The 19,466-nt window shown below is 69.0% G+C and carries 18 protein-coding genes; 15 read left to right on the forward strand and 3 right to left on the reverse strand.

Annotated elements, in window-relative coordinates; genetic code table 11:
- Nucleotides 1-91: 91 nt before the first annotated feature.
- A complete protein-coding gene (gene rpsA, locus AC0L6Y_RS06015) occupies nt 92-1,573 on the forward strand; it encodes a 30S ribosomal protein S1 (protein ID WP_473557781.1) in 1,482 nt (493 codons plus the stop codon).
- Nucleotides 1,574-1,624: 51 nt separating this feature from the next.
- On the opposite strand, the gene AC0L6Y_RS06020 is transcribed toward rpsA, so the two are convergent.
- The gene (locus AC0L6Y_RS06020) at nt 1,625-2,263 is read right to left on the reverse strand and encodes a DUF4126 domain-containing protein (protein ID WP_473557785.1); all 639 of its coding nucleotides are present in this window, start codon (nt 2,261-2,263) and stop codon (nt 1,625-1,627) included.
- 54 nt (nt 2,264-2,317) lie between these two features.
- Between AC0L6Y_RS06020 and coaE the strand changes: the two genes are divergently transcribed.
- Nucleotides 2,318-2,989, forward strand: coding sequence for a dephospho-CoA kinase (gene coaE / locus AC0L6Y_RS06025; RefSeq protein WP_473557787.1), 672 nt, complete (start codon nt 2,318-2,320; stop codon nt 2,987-2,989).
- Here coaE and AC0L6Y_RS06030 read toward each other — a convergent pair.
- Nucleotides 2,912-3,784 carry an EamA family transporter gene (locus tag AC0L6Y_RS06030; protein WP_473557793.1) on the reverse strand — a complete coding sequence of 291 codons (873 nt, stop codon included), beginning with the start codon at nt 3,782-3,784 and terminating at the stop codon, nt 2,912-2,914. The two genes, coaE and AC0L6Y_RS06030, sit on opposite strands and share 78 nt — an antisense overlap.
- Nucleotides 3,785-3,851: 67 nt before the next feature.
- On the opposite strand from AC0L6Y_RS06030, the gene AC0L6Y_RS06035 reads away from it, so the two are divergent.
- The 13 genes from AC0L6Y_RS06035 to AC0L6Y_RS06095 all read left to right on the forward strand — a co-directional run bounded on the left by AC0L6Y_RS06035 (nt 3,852) and on the right by AC0L6Y_RS06095 (nt 18,601).
- Nucleotides 3,852-4,712, forward strand: coding sequence for a LysR family transcriptional regulator (locus AC0L6Y_RS06035; protein ID WP_473557799.1), 861 nt, complete (start codon nt 3,852-3,854; stop codon nt 4,710-4,712).
- 38 nt (nt 4,713-4,750) lie between these two features.
- The gene (gene uvrB, locus AC0L6Y_RS06040; protein WP_473557805.1) at nt 4,751-6,817 is read left to right on the forward strand and encodes an excinuclease ABC subunit UvrB; all 2,067 of its coding nucleotides are present in this window, start codon (nt 4,751-4,753) and stop codon (nt 6,815-6,817) included.
- Nucleotides 6,814-7,326, forward strand: coding sequence for a nitroreductase family deazaflavin-dependent oxidoreductase (locus AC0L6Y_RS06045; protein WP_473557812.1), 513 nt, complete (start codon nt 6,814-6,816; stop codon nt 7,324-7,326). The genes uvrB and AC0L6Y_RS06045 overlap by 4 nt, the downstream gene beginning before the upstream one ends.
- Nucleotides 7,327-7,335: 9 nt before the next feature.
- Nucleotides 7,336-10,242 carry an excinuclease ABC subunit UvrA gene (uvrA, locus tag AC0L6Y_RS06050; protein ID WP_473557818.1) on the forward strand — a complete coding sequence of 969 codons (2,907 nt, stop codon included), beginning with the start codon at nt 7,336-7,338 and terminating at the stop codon, nt 10,240-10,242.
- Entirely contained in the window at nt 10,239-12,152 is a 1,914-nt protein-coding gene (gene uvrC, locus AC0L6Y_RS06055) for an excinuclease ABC subunit UvrC (RefSeq protein ID WP_473557825.1), read from the forward strand. Before uvrA ends, uvrC begins: the two co-directional genes overlap by 4 nt.
- Nucleotides 12,149-13,024: an RNase adapter RapZ gene (gene rapZ / locus AC0L6Y_RS06060; protein ID WP_473557831.1), complete on the forward strand. Its 876-nt coding sequence runs from the start codon at nt 12,149-12,151 to the stop codon at nt 13,022-13,024. Before uvrC ends, rapZ begins: the two co-directional genes overlap by 4 nt.
- A gap of 17 nt (nt 13,025-13,041) precedes the next feature.
- Nucleotides 13,042-14,019, forward strand: coding sequence for a DNA-binding protein WhiA (gene whiA, locus AC0L6Y_RS06065; RefSeq protein WP_473557837.1), 978 nt, complete (start codon nt 13,042-13,044; stop codon nt 14,017-14,019).
- A gap of 108 nt (nt 14,020-14,127) precedes the next feature.
- On the forward strand, nt 14,128-14,754 hold the full coding sequence (locus AC0L6Y_RS06070) for a superoxide dismutase (protein WP_473557842.1): 627 nt from the start codon (nt 14,128-14,130) through the stop codon (nt 14,752-14,754).
- 105 nt (nt 14,755-14,859) lie between these two features.
- Nucleotides 14,860-15,867: a type I glyceraldehyde-3-phosphate dehydrogenase gene (gene gap / locus AC0L6Y_RS06075; protein WP_473557848.1), complete on the forward strand. Its 1,008-nt coding sequence runs from the start codon at nt 14,860-14,862 to the stop codon at nt 15,865-15,867.
- Between the two features lie 19 nt (nt 15,868-15,886).
- Nucleotides 15,887-17,107, forward strand: coding sequence for a phosphoglycerate kinase (locus tag AC0L6Y_RS06080; protein ID WP_473557853.1), 1,221 nt, complete (start codon nt 15,887-15,889; stop codon nt 17,105-17,107).
- Nucleotides 17,107-17,892, forward strand: coding sequence for a triose-phosphate isomerase (gene tpiA / locus AC0L6Y_RS06085; protein WP_473557859.1), 786 nt, complete (start codon nt 17,107-17,109; stop codon nt 17,890-17,892). Before AC0L6Y_RS06080 ends, tpiA begins: the two co-directional genes overlap by 1 nt.
- Before the next feature lie 51 nt (nt 17,893-17,943).
- Nucleotides 17,944-18,195: a preprotein translocase subunit SecG gene (secG, locus tag AC0L6Y_RS06090; protein ID WP_294179003.1), complete on the forward strand. Its 252-nt coding sequence runs from the start codon at nt 17,944-17,946 to the stop codon at nt 18,193-18,195.
- Nucleotides 18,196-18,235: 40 nt separating this feature from the next.
- Entirely contained in the window at nt 18,236-18,601 is a 366-nt protein-coding gene (locus tag AC0L6Y_RS06095; protein ID WP_473557865.1) for an RNA polymerase-binding protein RbpA, read from the forward strand.
- A 54-nt stretch (nt 18,602-18,655) separates the two neighbouring features.
- On the opposite strand, the gene pgl is transcribed toward AC0L6Y_RS06095, so the two are convergent.
- On the reverse strand, nt 18,656-19,459 hold the full coding sequence (gene pgl, locus AC0L6Y_RS06100) for a 6-phosphogluconolactonase (RefSeq protein ID WP_473557871.1): 804 nt from the start codon (nt 19,457-19,459) through the stop codon (nt 18,656-18,658).
- Between the last annotated feature and the right edge of the window lie 7 nt (nt 19,460-19,466).

A 19,466-nucleotide genomic window follows, 5' to 3' on the forward strand; every position in this document is an offset into this window, starting at 1 on the left:
TTCGCAACGTTCTGTCCGCATGCCTGCGGCGACCACAACCTGCATCACCCGTCTCAGGCCCTATTTTGTCCCCATTCGGAGCATCTACTACATGACCACCGCAACGACCGCCACGGCCCCCAAGCAGGTCGCCATCAACGACATCGGATCTGCTGAAGACTTCCTGGCCGCGGTCGAAAAGACCCTGAAGTTCTTCAACGACGGAGACCTCATCGAAGGCACCGTCGTCAAGATCGACCGCGACGAGGTTCTCCTCGACGTCGGCTACAAGACTGAGGGTGTCATCCCCTCCCGCGAGCTTTCGATCAAGCACGACGTCGACCCCAGCGAGGTCGTCAACGTCGGCGACAGCGTCGAGGCCCTCGTTCTCCAGAAGGAGGACAAGGAAGGCCGCCTCATCCTCTCCAAGAAGCGCGCTCAGTACGAGCGTGCGTGGGGCGACGTCGAGAAGATCAAGGACACCGATGGCGTCGTGACCGGTCAGGTCATCGAGGTCGTCAAGGGTGGCCTCATCGTCGACATCGGCCTCCGCGGCTTCCTCCCGGCCTCGCTCATCGAGCTTCGCCGCGTGCGCGACCTCACGCCGTACCTCGGCCAGGAGATCGAGGCGAAGATCCTCGAGCTCGACAAGAACCGCAACAACGTCGTGCTGAGCCGCCGCGCGCTGCTCGAGCAGACGCAGAGCGAGTCGCGTTCGACCTTCCTCAACAACCTCCAGAAGGGCCAGGTCCGCAAGGGCGTCGTGTCCTCGATCGTCAACTTCGGCGCGTTCGTCGACCTGGGAGGCGTGGACGGCCTCGTGCACGTCTCCGAGCTCTCGTGGAAGCACATCGAGCACGCCAGCGAGGTCGTCGAGGTGGGCCAGGAGGTCACCGTCGAGATCCTCGAGGTCGACCTGGACCGCGAGCGCGTGTCGCTCTCGCTCAAGGCGACGCAGGAGGACCCGTGGCAGGTGTTCGCCCGGACCCACGCGATCGGCCAGATCGCACCGGGCAAGGTCACCAAGCTCGTTCCGTTCGGTGCCTTCGTCCGCGTCGCGGACGGCATCGAGGGCCTCGTGCACATCTCGGAGCTCAGCGGCAAGCACGTCGAGCTCGCTGAGCAGGTCGTGTCGGTCGGCGAGGACGTCTTCGTCAAGGTCATCGACATCGATCTCGACCGTCGCCGCATCTCGCTGAGCCTCAAGCAGGCCAACGAGGGCATCGACCCGAACAGCGCCGAGTTCGACTCCGGTCTGGCCGCGCTCTACGGCATGGTCACCGAGTACGACGAGCAGGGCAACTACAAGTTCCCCGAGGGCTTCGACGCGACCAGCGGCGAGTGGCTCGAGGGCTTCGACACCCAGCGCGAGGCATGGGAGGCCGAATACGCGGCCGCTCAGGCGCGGTGGGAGGCCCACAAGGCGCAGATCCTCGCCGCCGAGGCTGCCGACGCAGCCGCCGAGAGCGCGCCGCGTGCGGCGTCGTCCGGTTCGGCGTCGGGTGCGTTCTCGAGCGACTCCAGCTCGGCTGGCACCCTGGCCGACGACGAGTCGCTGGCCGCGCTTCGCGAGAAGCTGTCGAGCAGCAACTAGTTCACGCTCTCAGCGGGTCGGATGCCTTCGGGCGTCCGGCCCGCTGGTCGTTTAAGCGCTGCGGTGCGGGGGGATCGGCGGAGCGGATGCGCTCTCGGCCGCCGTGCGGCGCGCCGCGCGACGCCGCATCCGACGACGCAGCAGCACGAGGCCCACAACCAGGCTGGCAAGACCGGCGATCACGAGCACCGGAATCACGATGGCGACGGCGCTGAGCAGCAGGCTCGACAGGTCCTCGACGGTGCTGAGCACCGGGGCGGCGGCCCCCGCGGTGGCGGCGTTCGCGATCGGGCGCGCCGCCATCTTGCCGGCGTGGACGGTGAGCGCCAGCACGATGCCGACGACGACCGGAACCCACTGGTTGCTGGCGAAGAACTCCGCCGGATCGGTGACGACCGCCGTCTCGGCGGCGGTGCCCGAGCCGAACACGATTCCGCCGGCCGCGGGACGCACGATCGTCTGGAGCCAGTCGTTGATCGTGTCGACGGCGGGGATCTTGTCCGCCACGATCTCCAGCAGCAGGAGCACCGCGAGAATCCCGAGCACCCACTCGTTCTCGAGCCACGCCCAGCCGGCGGGCAGATTGACGACGTCGAAGAGGCGACTCGACAGCCCCAGCACCAGCATCGGGATGTAGGCGTTGAGGCCGGCGGCGGCGGCGAGGCCTGTTCCGGTCAGGAACTCGAGCATGCGGTGAGGCTAGCACCCGGTCGCGCGCGCGGCGAGGAGGGCTAGCATGGCCGAATGCTGCTCGTCGCCGTGACCGGGGGGATCGCCTCGGGCAAGTCCGTCGTCGCGGCGCGACTGGGGGAGCTGGGCGCTCGGGTCGTCGATGCCGACCAGCTGGCGCGCGACGTCGTCGCGCCGGGCGAACCGGCGCTAGCTCGGATCGCCGAGACATTCGGCTCGCATCTGGTCTCGTCCGATGGGACGCTCGATCGGGCGGCGCTGGGGGAGATCGTCTTCCAGGACCCCGACAAGCGGCTCGAGCTGAACGCGATCACCCATCCGGCGGTGGCCGAGCTGTCGCAGGCGCGCTTCCGGGCCGCCGCGGCGGAGGACCCGAACACGATCGTCGTCTACGACGTGCCCCTGCTGGTCGAGAGCGGCAAACGCCTCGGCGAGTTCGGTCTGGTCGTGGTCGTGCAGGCCGACACCGAGACGCGCATCCAGCGCCTCGTCGAGCTGCGGGGCATGACGCGCGAGGAGGCGCGGCATCGGATCAACTCGCAGGCGAGCGACGCGGAGCGCCTCGCGATCGCCGATGTGGTGATCGACGCGAACGGCACCCTCGCCGACACGCGGGCCCAGGTCGACGCGCTGTGGGAGTCGCTGCAGTCACGCGCCGGCGGCGAGGCGAGCGGCGGGAGCGATCGATCTCCTGCCGAGCACGATGGCGACGATGTTGCTCCCTGAGATGAGCGCGATCCCGAGCAGCGCGCTCGTCAGAACCTGACCGAGCACGATCAGCCCGGCCACCGCCCCGGCGGCGGGGTGGACGCTCTGCAGGATCGCGAAGGTCTCGCGTCGCAGCACCCGAAGCACCATCAGATCGATCGAATACGGCACCGCTGAGGACAGCACCCCGACGACCGCTCCGATGGCGACGATCATGAGCAGCTGCTCGCCGGGCACACGCGCGAGCGCGCCGATCAGGACGGGTGCGGTGATGATCGCGGCGACCGCGCTCGCCAGGGCGGTGCCCTGCACCCCCGGGAGCCGCACGCCGACCCGCTGGTTCAGCAGGATGTAGGCGGCCCACGCGACCGCGGCGACGAGTCCGAGCAGAACCCCAGCGAGGTCGATTCCGGGGACGCTTCCGGTCAGCAGCACGACCCCGAGCCCGGCGACGAACGCCAGCACGCCGTCGACCTTGCGCCGCGACGACGCGAGCGCGACGGCGAGCGGGCCGAGGAACTCGAGGGTCACCGCGAGCCCGAGCCCGATGCGCTCCACCGCCGAGTACAGCGACAGGTTCATGACCACGAGCACGACGCCGAGGAGCGCGGCCGGGACGAGCTGCCGCCGGGTCAAGCCGGACCAGCGGGGCCGCGCGATGGTGAGGAGGGCGGCAGCAGCGACCGCCTGGCGAACGGCCACGACGCCGAGCGGCCCGATCAGCGGGAAGAGCGTGGCGCCGAGCGCCGCTCCGGTCTGCACCGAGATCGAACCCGCGACGCTCGCGACGGGGGCGATTCGCTCTCGGTTCATGGGCTCACGCTAGATCCGGATTATGCAATTGAGAAATGCAATCACGCTTGATCGATACACTCAGCGTATGAAACTGACGGTGCGGCAGCTGCGCGATCTCGTGGCGGTCGCCGACGAGCTCTCGTTCACCGCGGCCGCCTCGGTGCGCGGAGTCTCGCAGGCCTCGGTGTCTCGGTCCGTCGCGGCCCTCGAGAGCGAGATCGGCGCGGCGCTCGTCGCGCGCACCACCCGCAGCGTCGAGGTCACGAGCGCGGGCGACGAGATCGTGACGGCGGCCCGCCGGGCGCTCGACGAGCTGGATCGCGCCGTCGCCCACGTTCGCGGCGACCCGCGCGACATTCGACTCGGGTACGCCTGGGCCGCCCTCGGCGCCCACACGACATCGGTGCTGCGCGGCTGGAATCGCGAGTATCCCGCCACGCCGCTGCGGATGGTGCACGCGGCCTCACGCGACGTCGGCCTGTCGTCTGGTCGCACCGACTTCGCCGTGGTGCGCCACCATGTCGCCGAGCCGACCTTCGACAGCGCGGTTCTCGGGCGCGAAGCCCGCCAGTGCGCGGTCGCGATCGACCACCCCCTGGCCGATCGCGGATCCATCTCGCTTCGCGACGCCGTGCCCTACGTCGTCGGGGTCGACGCGCAGACCGGCACCACGACACCGCAGCTGTGGCTCGACGCGGGGGAGCAGCGCACCCCCGAGCTCGCGATGACCGAGGACATTGACGAGTGGCTCGACCAGATCGCGGAGGGCCGGATCATCGGAATCACCTCGGTCGCGACGGCGCATCACCAGCCGCGCCCGGGTGTCGTCTTCCTCCCGATCGAGGACGCCGAGCCCATTCGGGTCCGACTGGTGTGGCGGCGCGGAAGCACGCACCCGGCCCGGGAGCGGCTGATCGCGCATCTGCGTCAGGCCTACGCCCGCTGACCCGGCGACTGTCGGCGGGGGACCCTAGGCTGGAGGCTATGGAGCCGACCCGTGCCGTCCGGCCTTTCGAGGTCGTCAGCGAGTATCAGCCGAGCGGCGACCAGCCGGCCGCGATCGCCGAACTCGCCCATCGCGTCACGGCGGGCGAAAGCGACATCGTGCTGCTCGGCGCCACCGGCACGGGTAAGTCGGCGACGACGGCGTGGCTCGTCGAGAAGCTGCAGCGGCCGACGCTGGTGCTCGCGCACAACAAGACGCTCGCCGCCCAGCTGGCCAACGAGTTCCGCGAGCTCATGCCGAACAACGCGGTCGAGTACTTCGTCAGCTATTACGACTACTACCAGCCCGAGGCCTACGTCCCGCAGTCCGACACCTTCATCGAGAAGGACTCGTCGGTCAACGCCGAGGTCGAGCGGCTGCGCCACTCCACGACGAACTCGCTGCTGAGCCGGCGCGACGTCGTCGTGGTCTCGACGGTCTCCTGCATCTACGGCCTCGGCGCCGCCGAGGAGTACCTGGGCGCGATGACCGCGCTGCAGGTGGGCGAGCACATCTCGCGCGATCGCCTCGTGCGGCGCTTCATCAACATGCAGTACGAGCGCAACGACATCGACTTCAGTCGCGGCAAGTTCCGCGTCCGCGGCGACACGATCGAGATCATCCCCGTGTACGAGGAGCACGCGGTGCGCATCGAGATGTTCGGCGACGAGATCGAGGCGCTCTACTCGCTGCATCCGCTCACCGGCGAGGTGCTCCAGAAGATGGATGCGGTGTCCGTCTTCCCGGCGACCCACTACGCGGCGAGTTCCGAGGCGATGCAGCGCGCGATCGTCACGATCCGCGAAGAGCTCGCCGAGAGACTGGCCGAGTTCGAGAAGCAGGGCAAGCTGCTCGAGGCGCAGCGGCTGCGCATGCGCACCAGCTTCGACCTCGAGATGATGGAGCAGATCGGCTTCTGCAACGGCATCGAGAACTACTCGCGGCACATCGACGGCCGCTCGCCGGGCGAGCCGCCGAACACCCTTCTCGACTACTTCCCCGACGACTTCCTGGTGGTGATCGACGAGTCGCACCAGACGGTGCCGCAGATCGGCGCCATGTACGAGGGCGACGCGAGCCGCAAGCGCACCCTGGTCGAGCACGGATTCCGGCTGCCGAGCGCGCTCGACAACCGCCCGCTGCGCTGGGAGGAGTTCCTCAACCGGGTCGGCCAGAAGGTGTACCTCTCGGCCACCCCCGGCCGCTACGAGCTCGGCGTATCCGACGGAATCGTCGAGCAGATCATCCGCCCGACCGGTCTCGTCGATCCGCAGATCGTCGTCAAGCCGAGCGCCGGCCAGATCGACGATCTGCTCGAGGAGATCCGGGTTCGGGCCGACCGCGACGAGCGCGTGCTCGTCACGACGCTGACGAAGAAGATGGCCGAAGAGCTCACGGCCTTCCTCGACGAGCACGGGGTGCGCGTGCGCTATCTGCACTCCGACGTCGACACGCTGCGCCGGGTGGAGCTGCTCACCGAGCTGCGAGCCGGCGTCTACGACGTGCTCGTCGGCATCAATCTGCTGCGGGAAGGGCTCGACCTGCCCGAGGTCTCGCTGGTCGCGATCCTCGACGCCGACAAGGAGGGCTTCCTGCGCTCCTCGACGTCGCTGATCCAGACCATCGGCCGCGCGGCCCGCAACGTGGGCGGCCAGGTGCACATGTACGCCGACAACCTCACCGACTCGATGAAGCAGGCCCTTGAGGAGACCGACCGCCGCCGCGAGAAGCAGGTCGCCTACAACCTCGAGCACGGCATCGATCCGCAGCCGCTGCGCAAGAAGATCGCCGATATCACCGAGGTGCTCGCGCGGGAGGGCGCCGACACGGCGAAGCTGCTCGCGGAGCGCGGCGGCAAGAAGCGCTCACCGACCCCGAACCTGCGACGCGAGGGCGTCGGGGCGGCGGGAGCCGCCGAGCTGGAGTCGATCATCTCGGACCTCAACGACCAGATGCTGCAGGCGGCAGCCGAGCTCAAGTTCGAGCTCGCGGCGCGGCTGCGCGACGAACTCGGCGACCTCAAGAAGGAGCTGCGGCAGATGGAGGCCGCGGGCCACGTCCGATGAGCGCCGGGCCGCAGGGTGCGCTGGTTCGCGCGCTGCCGAAGGCCCCGATCCTGGTCTTCCGCGCGCGACTCGGCTGGATCTTCGGCGGTCGTTTGCTGCTGCTGGAGACGATCGGACGCACGTCGGGCCTCGTGCGGCGCACGGTCATCGAGGTGGCCCGCGGCGACCGGGAGCGCGGACGGTACTGGGTCGTCGCCGGCTGGGGGCGCTCCAGCGACTGGTACCTCAACGCGCTCGCGCACCCGCCGCGGCTGGTCGACACGGGGCGCGAACGCTTCGTCCCCGAGGTGCGTGAGCTCGACCTCGACGAGCGCCGCCGACTCCTGGCCGACTACCAGCGCGAGAACCCGCGGGTCGCCGCGACCCTCGGCCGTCGGCTGCTCGGCGCCGAGTTCTCCGACGACCCGGACGCGATCGCCCGCCTCGCCGCCGAGGTGGGCGCTCTCGAGCTCCGTCGTTCGCTCGGGGCGTCACCCTCCGACGAGCGGGATGACGGCGGCGCTCCGTAGACTCACGGGGTGTCGATCTCTGCCGTGCCCGGAAAAGCGTCCCAGAACTCCGTTCTGAGTGTGCGGGGAGCGCGTGTCCACAACCTGAAGAACGTCGACCTGGAGATCCCGCGCGATTCGCTCGTCGTGTTCACCGGGCTCTCCGGCTCCGGCAAGTCGAGCCTCGCCTTCGACACGATCTTCGCCGAGGGCCAGCGCCGCTACGTCGAATCCCTCTCCTCCTACGCCCGCCAGTTCCTCGGCCAGGTCGATCGTCCCGACGTCGACTTCATCGAAGGCCTCAGCCCCGCCGTCTCGATCGACCAGAAGTCCACCAACCGCAACCCGCGCTCCACGGTCGGCACGATCACCGAGATCTACGACTACATGCGCCTGCTCTGGGCGCGCATCGGCATCCCGCACTGCCCCGAGTGCGGTGAGCGCATCCAGCGGCAGACGGTTCAGCAGATCGCCGACCAGCTGATGGAGCTCGAGACCGGGACGCGCTACCAGGTGCTGGCGCCGGTCGTCAGCCAGAAGAAGGGCGAGTTCGTCGACCTCTTCGCCGAGCTGGCCGCCAGCGGGTACTCGCGCGCCGTCGTCGACGGCGACCTGATCCAGCTCACCGAACCGCCGACGCTCAAGAAGTCCTACAAGCACGACATCTCGGTCGTCGTCGACCGGCTCGTGGCCTCCGACGAGCTGCTCACGCGTCTGACCGATTCGCTCGAGACGGCGCTCCGCCTGACCGACGGCATCGTCATGATCGACTTCGTCGACGTCGAGGGCGCGGGAGGCATCCGCACCTTCAGCGAGAAGCTGTCCTGCCCGAACCAGCACCCGATCCAGCTCACCGAGATCGAACCGCGCACCTTCTCGTTCAACGCCCCGTTCGGAGCCTGCCCGGAGTGCTCGGGCCTCGGCACCAAGATGAGCGTCGACTCGGAGCTGCTCATCGGCGACCCCGAGCTCACACTCAACGAGGGCGTCATCCTGCCCTGGAACCAGGGCGGCAAGGGCCTCTACAGCTACTTCCAGCGTCTGCTCCAAGGTCTCGCGCGCGACCTCGACTTCTCGCTCGACACCCCGTGGGGCGAGCTGAGCGAGGAGGTGCAGACCGCGATCCTGCGCGGCAACGACTTCGAGGTCTCGGTGCAGTGGCGCAACCGCTTCGGGCGCACCATGAAGTACTCCACGGGCTTCGAGGGCGTCATGCCGTACATCGAGCGCAAGTACCACGAGGCCGAGTCCGACTGGTCGCAGCAGCGCTACGGCGAGTACCTGCGCGAGATCCCGTGCCCGGTCTGCCACGGCAAGCGCCTGAAGCCCGAGATCCTCGCGGTGCAGGTCGCGGGCAGCAGCATCTCCGACGTCGCCGAGCTCAGCCTGCGCGAGTCCTACGAGTTCATGGCGGAGCTCGAGCTCACCGAGCGCGAGGCGCGGATCGCGGCGCAGGTGCTGCGCGAGATCCGTGTGCGCCTCGAGTTCCTGCTCGAGGTCGGACTCGGCTATCTCACGATGGCGCGCTCGGCCGGCAGCCTGTCCGGCGGAGAGGCGCAGCGCATCCGCCTGGCCACGCAGATCGGCTCCGGCCTCACGGGCGTGCTCTACGTGCTCGACGAGCCGAGCATCGGCCTGCACCAGCGCGACAACCGTCGGCTGATCGACACCCTCGTCAAGCTGAAGAACCTCGGCAACACCCTCATCGTCGTCGAGCACGACGAGGACACGATCCGCACCGCCGACTGGATCGTCGACATCGGGCCCGGCGCGGGGGAGCACGGCGGAGAGGTCGTGCATTCGGGCGGCTACGACGAGCTGCTCGCCAACCGGCGCTCGATCACGGGCGACTACGTCGCCGGGCGCCGTTCCATCGCGATCCCCGACGAGCGCCGCACCGTCGACCCGAAGCGGGTCATCACGGTCGAAGGCGCCCGCGCGAACAACCTCAAGGACGTCACCGTCGAGTTCCCGCTCGGCGTGTTCGTCGCCGTCACCGGCGTCTCGGGCTCCGGCAAGTCCAGCCTGGTCAACGACATCCTCTACAAGGTGCTCGCCAACCAGCTCAACGGCGCCAAGCAGGTGCCCGGCAAGCACAAGCGCGTGCTGGGACTCGATCAGCTCGACAAGGTCGTCCACGTCGACCAGGCGCCGATCGGGCGCACCCCGCGCTCCAACCCCGCCACCTACACGGGCGTGTTCGACCGCATCCGCGCGCTGTTCGCCGAGACGATCGAGGCGAAGGCCCGCGGCTACCAGCAGGGGCGCTTCAGCTTCAACGTCAAGGGCGGGCGCTGCGAGAACTGCTCCGGCGACGGCACCATCAAGATCGAGATGAACTTCCTGCCCGACGTCTACGTGGCGTGCGAGGTGTGCGAGGGGGCGCGCTACAACCGCGACACCCTGCAGGTGCACTACAAGGGCAAGAACATCGCCGAGGTGCTCGAGATGCCGATCAGCGAGGCGGCCGAGTTCTTCGAGCCGATCACCGCGATCCACCGCTACCTCAAGACGCTCGTCGACGTCGGCCTCGGCTACGTGCGACTCGGGCAGAGCGCGACGACGCTCTCCGGCGGCGAGGCGCAGCGCGTGAAGCTCGCGACCGAGCTGCAGAAGCGCTCCAACGGGCGCAGCGTCTACGTGCTCGACGAGCCGACGACCGGGCTGCACTTCGAGGATGTGCGCAAGCTGCTGCTCGTGCTCGACGGTCTCGTCGAGAAGGGCAACACGGTCATCGTCATCGAGCACAACCTCGACGTCATCAAGAGCGCCGACTGGCTGATCGACCTCGGCCCCGAGGGCGGGGCGGGAGGCGGCGAGGTGCTCGCCGTCGGCACGCCCGAGCACCTCGCGACCGTCGCCGAGAGCCACACCGGGCTGTTCCTGCGCGAGCTCTTCGAGGCCGACCGCGGAGCGGGTGGCCGGAAGGCCGGATGATGGCAGCCTCGGGTTCGCGTCCGCCGCGCGCCGACGCTCTTCCGTGGCGGCCCAAGCCGAGCGACATCCCCACCGGACCGGGCGTCTACCGCTTCCGCGACGGCAGCGGTCGGGTGCTCTACGTCGGCAAGGCGATCAACCTCCGCGCACGCCTGGCGAACTACTTCCAGCCGCTCAAGAGCCTTCACGAGCGCACCCGGCACATGGTGCTCACGGCGCGCTCCGTGGAGTGGACGAGCGTCGGCAGCGACGTCGAGGCGCTCCAGCTGGAGTACAGCTGGATCAAGGAGTACGCGCCGCCGTTCAACATCAAGTTCCGCGACGACAAGACCTACCCGCTCATGGCGATCACGCTCGCCGATGAGGCGCCGCGCGTGATGGTGACCCGCAACGACCGGATTCGCGGAGCCAAGTACTTCGGTCCGTATCCGAAGGTCTGGGCGGTGCGCGAGACGATCGACGAGATGGTGCGCGCGTTCCCGATCCGCACCTGCTCGGACTCCAGCTACAAGCGCGCCATGCAGACCGGGCGCTCGTGCTTCCCCGGGCAGATCGGCCGGTGCGGCGGACCCTGCTCGCAGAAGGTCACGGTCGCCGAGCACCGTGCGATCGTCGACCAGTTCATCGCCTTCATGTCCAGCCACGACCGGCGCTTCATCACCGAGCTGGAGAAGCAGATGGCGGCCGCCTCGGCCGAGCTCGATTTCGAGCGGGCGGCGGTGCTGCGCGACCGCATCCACGCGCTCAACAACGTGCTCGAGAAGAGCGCCGTCGTGCTGCCCGGCGCCCCCGACGCCGACGTCTTCGGCATCGAGCACGACGAGCTGGCGGCCGCCGTGCAGCAGTTCATGATCCGCGGCGGCCGGGTGCGCGGCGTGCGCTCGTGGGTCGTCGACAAGGAGCTGGATGTGCCGCTCGATGAGCTCGTCGAGTCGGTGCTCGAGCGCGCCTACGACCGCGACGAGCCGCCGAAGGAGGTCGTGGTGCCGGCGCTTCCCGTCGACGCGCCCGCCCTGGAGACCTGGCTCACCGGGCGACGTGCGAAAGGCCGCGTCTCGGTGCGCACCGCGCAGCGCGGCGATCGGGCCGCCGTGCTCGAGACCGCGACCCTCAACGCGCGCCAGGCGCTCGCGCTCTACAAGACGCGCCGCAGTGCCGATTACGTGGCCCGCACCACCGCGCTCAACGAGCTGGCGGAGGCGCTCGGGCTCGCCGAGGCGCCGCTGCGGATCGAGTGCTACGACGTGTCGCACCTGGGCGGCACCGGCATCGTCGCGTCCATGGTGGTGTTCGAGGACGGACTGCCTAAGAAGAGCGATTACCGCAAGTTCTCGATCGCCGAGTATGCGGACGACACCGCCGCGCTCGCCCAGGTGATGCGCCGCCGACTGGCCCGGCTCGATGACGACCCGGCCGACGTCGAGACCGAGGGGGAGTCACCGCGACGCCGGTTCGCCTACCGTCCCGGACTCCTGCTGGTCGACGGCGGCCAGCCGCAGGTCGCGGCCGTCGCGCGCGTGCTCGACGAGCTCGGCATCGACGACATCCCGGTGGTCGGCATCGCGAAGCGTCTCGAAGAGCTCTGGCAGCCCGGCAGCGACTTCCCGGTCATCCTGCCCCGCAACAGCGAGGCGCTGTTCCTGGTGCAGCGGCTGCGCGACGAGGCGCACCGTTTCGCGATCACGTTCCAGCGGCAGAAGCGCAAGGCGAGCGTGTCGTCGACGCTCTCCGAGATCCCCGGGCTCGGCCCGGCGCGGGTGAAGGAGCTGCTCACGCACTTCGGCTCCGTGTCCAAGCTGCGCGGCGCGTCCGCCGCCGAGGTCGCGGAGGTCCGCGGAATCGGCCCCGCCCTGGCGGAGACGATCGTCGCTAGGCTGAACCCACCCAAGGGAAAGCAGCACAGCGCATGACCGATACCCGAGCCGAGCGCGAGATCCTCCTCGTCACCGGCATGTCCGGCGCGGGCAGATCCACCGTCGGCAATGCCCTCGAGGACCTCGGCTGGTACGTCGTCGACAACCTGCCGCCGCAGATGCTGCGCCCGCTCGTCGAACTCGCCGAGCACACCGGTGAGGCGATCCCGCGCGTGGCCGCGGTGGTCGACATCCGGGGCGGCAAGCTCTTCGCCGACGTCGAGGCCGCTCTCGAGCTGCTGCGCGGCTCGGCCGCCGTGCGTGTGGTGTTCCTCGACGCCACCGACGCCGTGCTCGTCCGCCGCTTCGAGCAGGTGCGACGCCCGCATCCGCTGCAGGGCCAGGGCACCCTGCTGGACGGCATCGCCGAGGAGCGCCGACGCGTCCAGGCGCTGCGCGCCGCGAGCGACCTGATCATCGACACCTCGAACCTCAACATCCACGAGCTCTCCCGCGTCGTCAACGACCACTTCGGCGACGCCGCCAGCAAGGAGACCCGCGTCACGGTCATGAGCTTCGGCTACAAGTACGGGCTCCCGCCGGACGCCGATCTGGTCGCCGACTGCCGCTTCCTGCCGAACCCGTTCTGGATCCCCGAGCTGCGTCCGCACACCGGCCAGGACGCCGAGGTGCGCAACTACGTCCTCGGTCAGGCCGATGCGGATACATTCATCACGGCATATCTGACCGCGCTGGGTCCCGTGCTCACGGGGTACCGTAAGGAGAACAAGAGACACGCGACGATCGCCATCGGCTGCACCGGTGGAAAGCACCGCTCGGTGGCCGTCGCTGAAGAGCTCGCTCGACGCATGAACGCCCTGCCCGGCGTCGCCGTCAGCGTGAAGCACCGCGACCTCGGTCGCGAATAGAAGACGAAGGGCATCCGGTGGCACTGACCTCCGACGTGAAAGAAGAACTCACGGCCGTCGAACTGGGTAAGACAACCGTTCGGGCCGCAGAATTGACCGCGCTCCTGCGCTTTGCCGGGGGACTGCACATCATCTCCAACCGCATCGCGGTCGAGGCCGAGGTCGACTCCCCGCAGATCGCTCGGCGCATCCGCAAGGACCTGGCCGAGCTGTACGGGATCCGCAGCGACGTCTCGGTGATCTCCGGCAGCAACGCGCGCCGCTCCAACAGCTACCTCGTGCGCGTCATGGAAGGCGGCGACACGCTCGCCCGCCAGACCGGTCTGCTGGATGCCCGCCGACGCCCCGTGCGCGGCCTTCCCAACCGGCTCACGACGGGATCTCGCGAGGAGCTCGCGGCGATCTGGCGCGGGGCCTTCCTCGCCGCCGGGTCGCTCTCCGACCCGGGGCGGTCCGCCGCCCTCGAGGTCTCGTGCCCCGGCAACGAGTCGGCCATGGCGCTCGTGGGCGCCGCCGGGCGGCTGGGCATCTCCGCCAAGGCGCGCGAGGTCCGCGGCGTGCACCGGGTGATCGTGCGCGAGACCGAGGCGATCGCCGACATGCTGCGCGCGATCGGGGCCGAGAAGACCCTCGCGGACTGGGAGGCCCTGCGGCAGCGCCGCGAGGTGCGCGCCACCGCCAACCGCCTCGTCAACTTCGACGACGCCAACCTGCGCCGCTCAGCCCAGGCCGCCGTCGCCGCGTGCGCCCGGGTCGAGCGCGCGCTGGAGATCCTCGGCGACGAGGTTCCCGACCACCTGCGCTACGCCGGCGAGCTGCGTCTCAGCCACCGTGATGCCAGTCTCGACGAGCTCGGCCACCACGCCGACCCGCCGATGACCAAGGACGCGGTGGCCGGTCGCATCCGACGCCTGCTGGCGATGGCCGACAAGTCCGCGAGCGATCGCGGGATTCCCGGCACCGAGTTCGGCGTTCCGGCCGAGCTCGCCGACTGAGCAGCACCCCAACAGACCTGCGCGCGCCCGCGCGCATCCCTAGACTGGATTCGTCACCCGGGCGCCGTATCGGCGCCCCCGGAGACCGAACGCGAGGAGAGACAACCGATGGCCGTTTACACGCTTCCTGAACTTCCCTACGACTACGCAGCGCTCGAGCCGCACATCAGTGCGCGCATCATGGAGCTGCACCACGACAAGCACCACGCGGCCTACGTGGCGGGCGCCAACACCGCGCTCGAGCAGCTTGCCGAGGCTCGCGACACGGGCAACTTCGGATCGATCCCGAAGCTCGAGAAGGACCTCGCGTTCCACCTCGGCGGCCACATCAACCACTCGATCTTCTGGAAGAACCTCTCGCCGAACGGCGGCGACAAGCCGACCGGCGAGCTGGCGGCCGCGATCGACGAGTTCTTCGGCTCCTTCGACAAGTTCGTCGCGCACTTCACCGCCGCGGCGATGAGTCTGCAGGGCTCCGGCTGGGCCGTGCTCGCCTGGGACCCGGTGGGCTCGCGTCTGCTCATCCACCAGCTGTTCGACCAGCAGGGCAACACCCCGCTCGGCGTCATCCCGATCCTTCAGCTCGACATGTGGGAGCACGCGTTCTACCTCGACTACGTCAACGTCAAGGCGGACTACGTGAAGGCGTTCTGGAACATCGCCAACTGGGCCGACGCCGGTGCGCGCTTCGAGAGCGCGCGCAAGACCGGTGATGGGCTCCTGCTACTGTCGTAGAGGTTTCGTGAGGTGAGTTCCGGCCCCTCACGCATCACCAGAATCGTTCCACCACAACCACCACAAAACCGGATGCGCGTGCGCGCGCTGCAGCTAGGAGACCCAGTGTCCGTCAAGATCGGTATCAACGGATTCGGCCGTATCGGCCGCAACTTCTTCCGCGCCGCCCTCGCCAAGGGCAGCGACATCGAGATCGTTGCTGTCAACGACCTCACCGACAACAAGTCGCTTGCCCACCTCCTCAAGTACGACACCATCACGGGTCGTCTGGACGGAACCGTCGAGTTCGACGAGACCCAGATCATTGTCAACGGCAAGGCCATCAAGGTCTTCGAAGAGCGCGACCCCGCGAACCTGCCCTGGGGCGAGCTCGGCGTCGACATCGTGATCGAGTCGACCGGTCGCTTCACCAAGTCGACGGATGCCGCGAAGCACATCGCCGCCGGCGCCAAGAAGGTCATCGTCTCGGCTCCCGCCACGGGCGACGACGTCGCGACCCTCGTGCTCGGCGTCAACGAGGACAGCTACGACCCGGCCGTCCACTCGATCATCTCGAACGCGTCCTGCACCACGAACTGCCTCGCGCCGCTCGCCAAGGTGTTCATGGACAACTTCGGCATCGAGCGCGGTCTGATGACCACGGTGCACGCCTACACGGCCGACCAGAACCTGCAGGACGGCCCGCACGGCGACCTGCGTCGCGCCCGCGCTGCCGCCGCGAACATCATCCCCACCTCGACGGGTGCCGCCAAGGCGCTCGGCCTGGTCATCCCGGAGCTCGTCGGCAAGCTCGACGGCTACGCGCTGCGCGTCCCGGTCATCACCGGCTCGATCACCGACCTCACGCTCACCGCGTCGAAGTCGGTCACGGTCGAGGAGATCAACGCCGCGTACAAGGCCGCCGCCGAGGGCCCCCTGAAGGGCATCCTCAAGTACACCGAGGACGACATCGTCTCGAGCGACATCGCGGGCGACCCGCACTCGTCGATCTTCGACGCCGGCCTCACCAAGGTGATCGGCGACCAGGTCAAGGTCGCCTCGTGGTACGACAACGAGTGGGGCTACTCCAACCGCCTCGTCGACGTGACCGAGTACGTCGCCGCGCGTCTCTAAGACTCGAGGACACGACACCATGGCGCTCCGCACAATCGAGAGCCTCGGTGAGCTCTCCGGCAAGGTCGTTCTGCTTCGCTGCGACCTCAACGTTCCGCTCAAAGACGGTGTGATCGGCGACGACGGGCGCATTCGCGCGTCGCTGCCGACCATCGACGCGCTGCTGCACTCCGGTGCGACGGTCGTGGCGATGTCGCACCTGGGACGACCGGATGGCGAGCCGAACCCCGCGTACAGCCTGGCTCCGGTCGCGCAGCGCATGAGCGAGCTGCTGGGCTGCCCGGTGGTCTTCTCCGGCGACACCTTCGGGCCCGGCGCTGAGGAGGCCATCGCCAGCCTCAGCGAGCCCGGGGTCGTGCTGCTGGAGAACCTCCGCTTCCACGCGGGGGAGACCAGCAAGGATGCGGCGGAGCGCGCCGAGTTCGCGGCGAAGCTCGCGGCGCTCGGCGATGTGGTCGTCGAGGACGGCTTCGGCGTCGTGCACCGCAAGCAGGCGAGCGTGTTCGAGCTCGCCGAGGCGCTTCCGAGCGCCGCGGGAACGCTGATCGCGGCCGAGCTGGACGTTCTGGAGCGCCTGACGAGCAAGCCGGAGCGGCCGTACGCGGTCGTTCTGGGCGGTTCGAAGGTCTCCGACAAGCTGGGCGTCATCGGCCACCTCCTGCCGCGCGTGAACACGCTGCTGATCGGCGGCGGGATGCTGTTCACGTTCCTCGCGGCGCTCGGCCACAAGGTCGGCTCGAGCCTCCTCGAGGCCGACCAGATCGAGACGGTTCGCGGCTATCTCGCCGAGGCGGAGAAGCGCGGCGTCGAGATCGTGCTGCCGACCGACGTGGTGGTGGCCTCGAAGTTCGGGGCCGACGCCGAGCACGTCGTCGCCGCCGCCGATGCGATCGAGGACACGCCGTTCGGCGCGAGCGGACTGGGTCTCGACATCGGCCCGGCCACCTCGGCGAAGTTCGCGGAGATCATCGCGGGCTCGAAGACGGTCTTCTGGAACGGCCCGATGGGCGTGTTCGAGCTGGCGCCGTTCGCGGCCGGCACCCGCGCGGTCGCCGAGTCGCTGACCGCTGTGGACGGCCTGAGCGTCGTCGGCGGGGGAGACTCCGCGGCGGCGATCCGCCAGCTCGGCTTCCGTGACGAGCAGTTCGGTCACGTGTCGACGGGCGGCGGAGCAAGTCTTGAATTCCTGGAGGGCAAGCAGCTCCCGGGTCTCGAAGTTCTGGGATGGGAGCACCACTGATGGCAGGCCGCACTCCGCTCATTGCGGGCAACTGGAAGATGAACCTCGACCACCTTCAGTCGATCGCGTTCGTCCAGAAGCTGGCGTGGACGCTCAAGGACGCGGGACACGACTTCGGCGCGGTGGAGGTTGCGGTGTTCCCGCCGTTCACCGACCTGCGCTCCGTGCAGACGCTCGTCGGCGCGGACGACCTCCCGCTCAAGTTCGGCGGGCAGGACCTGTCGCGCTTCGACAACGGCGCGTACACCGGTGAGATCTCCGGCGCGTTCCTCGCCGCTCTCGATGCCGAGTACGTGATCGTCGGACACTCCGAGCGCCGCCAGTACCACGGCGAGACCGACGAGCAGCTCGCCGAGAAGGTCGCCGCCGCGCACCGTCACGGGCTCGTCCCGATCCTCTGCGTCGGCGAGACCGCCGAGGACCTCGAGAAGCACGGCCCGAGCGCCGTGCCGGTCGCCCAGATGCGCACAGCGCTGGCCGGCGCCGCGAAGGGCAAGGAGATCGTCATCGCGTACGAGCCCGTCTGGGCCATCGGCTCGGGCCAGGCCGCGACCAGCGACCAGGCCCAGCAGGTCTGCGCCGCGCTTCGCGCCGCTCTCGCCGAGGAGCTCGGCGACGAGGTCGCCCAGGCGACGCGCATCCTCTACGGCGGTTCGGTCAAGTCGGGCAACATCGCGGGATTCATGCGCGAGACCGACGTCGACGGAGCCCTGGTCGGCGGCGCGAGCCTCCAGCTGGAGGAGTTCGCGAGCATCGTGCGCTTCCAGAAGCACGTCGGCCTGTAGACCAGCCGATATACTGACCCCCGGCCGAGTTTCGGCATCGAAAGGTTTCGCGTGGAATTTCTGACAGTCGCCGTGCAGGTCGTGCTGGGCATCACCAGCCTGCTCCTGACGCTCTTGATCCTGCTTCACCGTGGTCGCGGTGGCGGTCTCTCCGACATGTTCGGGGGCGGCGTGACGTCGAACCTGGGTTCATCGGGTGTCGCGGAGCGAAACCTCAACCGCATCACGGTCATCCTCGCGCTTGTGTGGGTCGCCAGCATCGTTGTGCTGGGCCTCATCATCAAGTTCGACACCGGCGCCTGAGCCGCGCCGAACCCGATCACCCACTTCACACGGAGGCATCATGGCATCTGGCGGCAGCGCGATTCGAGGATCCCGCGTCGGATCCGGTCCGATGGGCGAGCAGGACCGCGGCTATCACGCGGACCGGGTCGCGATCTCGTACTGGGACGCCCTCGGCAACGAGACGGTGCGGTACTTCGCGGCGAATCTCCCCGATGAGGAGATCCCGGAGACCATCGACTGCCCGGCATCGGGCCTCCCGGCCGGCCGCGACAAGGCGAACCCGCCCGCGGTCTCCAAGATGGAGCCCTACAAGACGCACCTGGCCTACGTGAAGGAGCGCCGCAGCGACGACGAGGCGCAGCAGATCCTCACCGACGCGCTGCAGCAGCTGCGCGAGCGTCGCGGAACCGCAGCAGCCTCCTGAGCCGCTGCGGGTTCTCCGCGCATGCGGGGACCCGCCGCGCGGACGCGACGAGCGTCAGTTCGAGGGCAGGTCGTGCGCCGCGGTCCAGTAGGAGTTGGGCGCGATCAGCGCCTCCGGAACCTCGGCTGCGGCGTCCTGGTCGACGAAGAAGACGGTGCGCTTGCGCCCTTCGGCGCCGGCCGCCGGCACGTCGTTGATGCTCGCCCCGGCGAGCGTCAGACCGAGCGCGCCCGCCTTGTCGGCACCGGCGAGCACCAGCCAGATGCGATCCGAGGCGTTGATCACCGGAAGCGTCAGCGTCAGTCGCTCTGCGGGAGGCTTGGGGGAGTCGCGCTCGGCGAGCACGACACGATCCGTCTCGTGCACCGAGACGTGATCCGGGAACAGCGAGGCGATGTGTCCGTCCGGACCGACGCCGAGGAACGTGACGTCGAACCGCGGGTAGCGACGCCCCTCGGGGGCCGCCTCGGCGAGCACGGACTCGAAGGCGCGTGCCGCCTCCTCGATGTCCGCGTGCTCACCCGGCGCCGGGAACGACTTGATCTGCGACTCGTCGATCGGCAGGTGATCCAGCAGCGCCTCACGGGACTGGGTCTCGTTGCGCTCGGCGTCGCCGCGCGGCAGGTAGCGCTCGTCGCCCCACCAGAAGGTGATGCGGCTCCAGTCGACGCTGTCGCGCGCCGGGGACGAGTTGATCGCCGCGAGCACCGCGGCGCCCATCGTGCCCCCGGTCAGGCAGACGTGGGCGAACTCCTGCTCCTCGATCACGTCGATGATCTTCGTGATGAAGCGCGCCGCCACACTTCCCGCCAGAGATGACTTGTCGGGGTGGACGAGAACTCGCCGTTCATTGGTCATGCGTTCA

Source organism: Pseudolysinimonas sp. 10J20-29 (assembly GCF_055809595.1).

Coding starts and splice junctions, on each gene's coding strand:
- rpsA (WP_473557781.1), top strand. CDS start 92: ATGACCACCGCAACGACCGCCACGGCCCCCAAGCAGGTCGCCATCAAC.
- AC0L6Y_RS06020 (WP_473557785.1), bottom strand. CDS start 2,263: ATGCTCGAGTTCCTGACCGGAACAGGCCTCGCCGCCGCCGCCGGCCTC.
- coaE (WP_473557787.1), top strand. CDS start 2,318: ATGCTGCTCGTCGCCGTGACCGGGGGGATCGCCTCGGGCAAGTCCGTC.
- AC0L6Y_RS06030 (WP_473557793.1), bottom strand. CDS start 3,784: ATGAACCGAGAGCGAATCGCCCCCGTCGCGAGCGTCGCGGGTTCGATC.
- AC0L6Y_RS06035 (WP_473557799.1), top strand. CDS start 3,852: ATGAAACTGACGGTGCGGCAGCTGCGCGATCTCGTGGCGGTCGCCGAC.
- uvrB (WP_473557805.1), top strand. CDS start 4,751: ATGGAGCCGACCCGTGCCGTCCGGCCTTTCGAGGTCGTCAGCGAGTAT.
- AC0L6Y_RS06045 (WP_473557812.1), top strand. CDS start 6,814: ATGAGCGCCGGGCCGCAGGGTGCGCTGGTTCGCGCGCTGCCGAAGGCC.
- uvrC (WP_473557825.1), top strand. CDS start 10,239: ATGATGGCAGCCTCGGGTTCGCGTCCGCCGCGCGCCGACGCTCTTCCG.
- rapZ (WP_473557831.1), top strand. CDS start 12,149: ATGACCGATACCCGAGCCGAGCGCGAGATCCTCCTCGTCACCGGCATG.
- AC0L6Y_RS06070 (WP_473557842.1), top strand. CDS start 14,128: ATGGCCGTTTACACGCTTCCTGAACTTCCCTACGACTACGCAGCGCTC.
- AC0L6Y_RS06080 (WP_473557853.1), top strand. CDS start 15,887: ATGGCGCTCCGCACAATCGAGAGCCTCGGTGAGCTCTCCGGCAAGGTC.
- tpiA (WP_473557859.1), top strand. CDS start 17,107: ATGGCAGGCCGCACTCCGCTCATTGCGGGCAACTGGAAGATGAACCTC.
- AC0L6Y_RS06095 (WP_473557865.1), top strand. CDS start 18,236: ATGGCATCTGGCGGCAGCGCGATTCGAGGATCCCGCGTCGGATCCGGT.
- pgl (WP_473557871.1), bottom strand. CDS start 19,459: ATGACCAATGAACGGCGAGTTCTCGTCCACCCCGACAAGTCATCTCTG.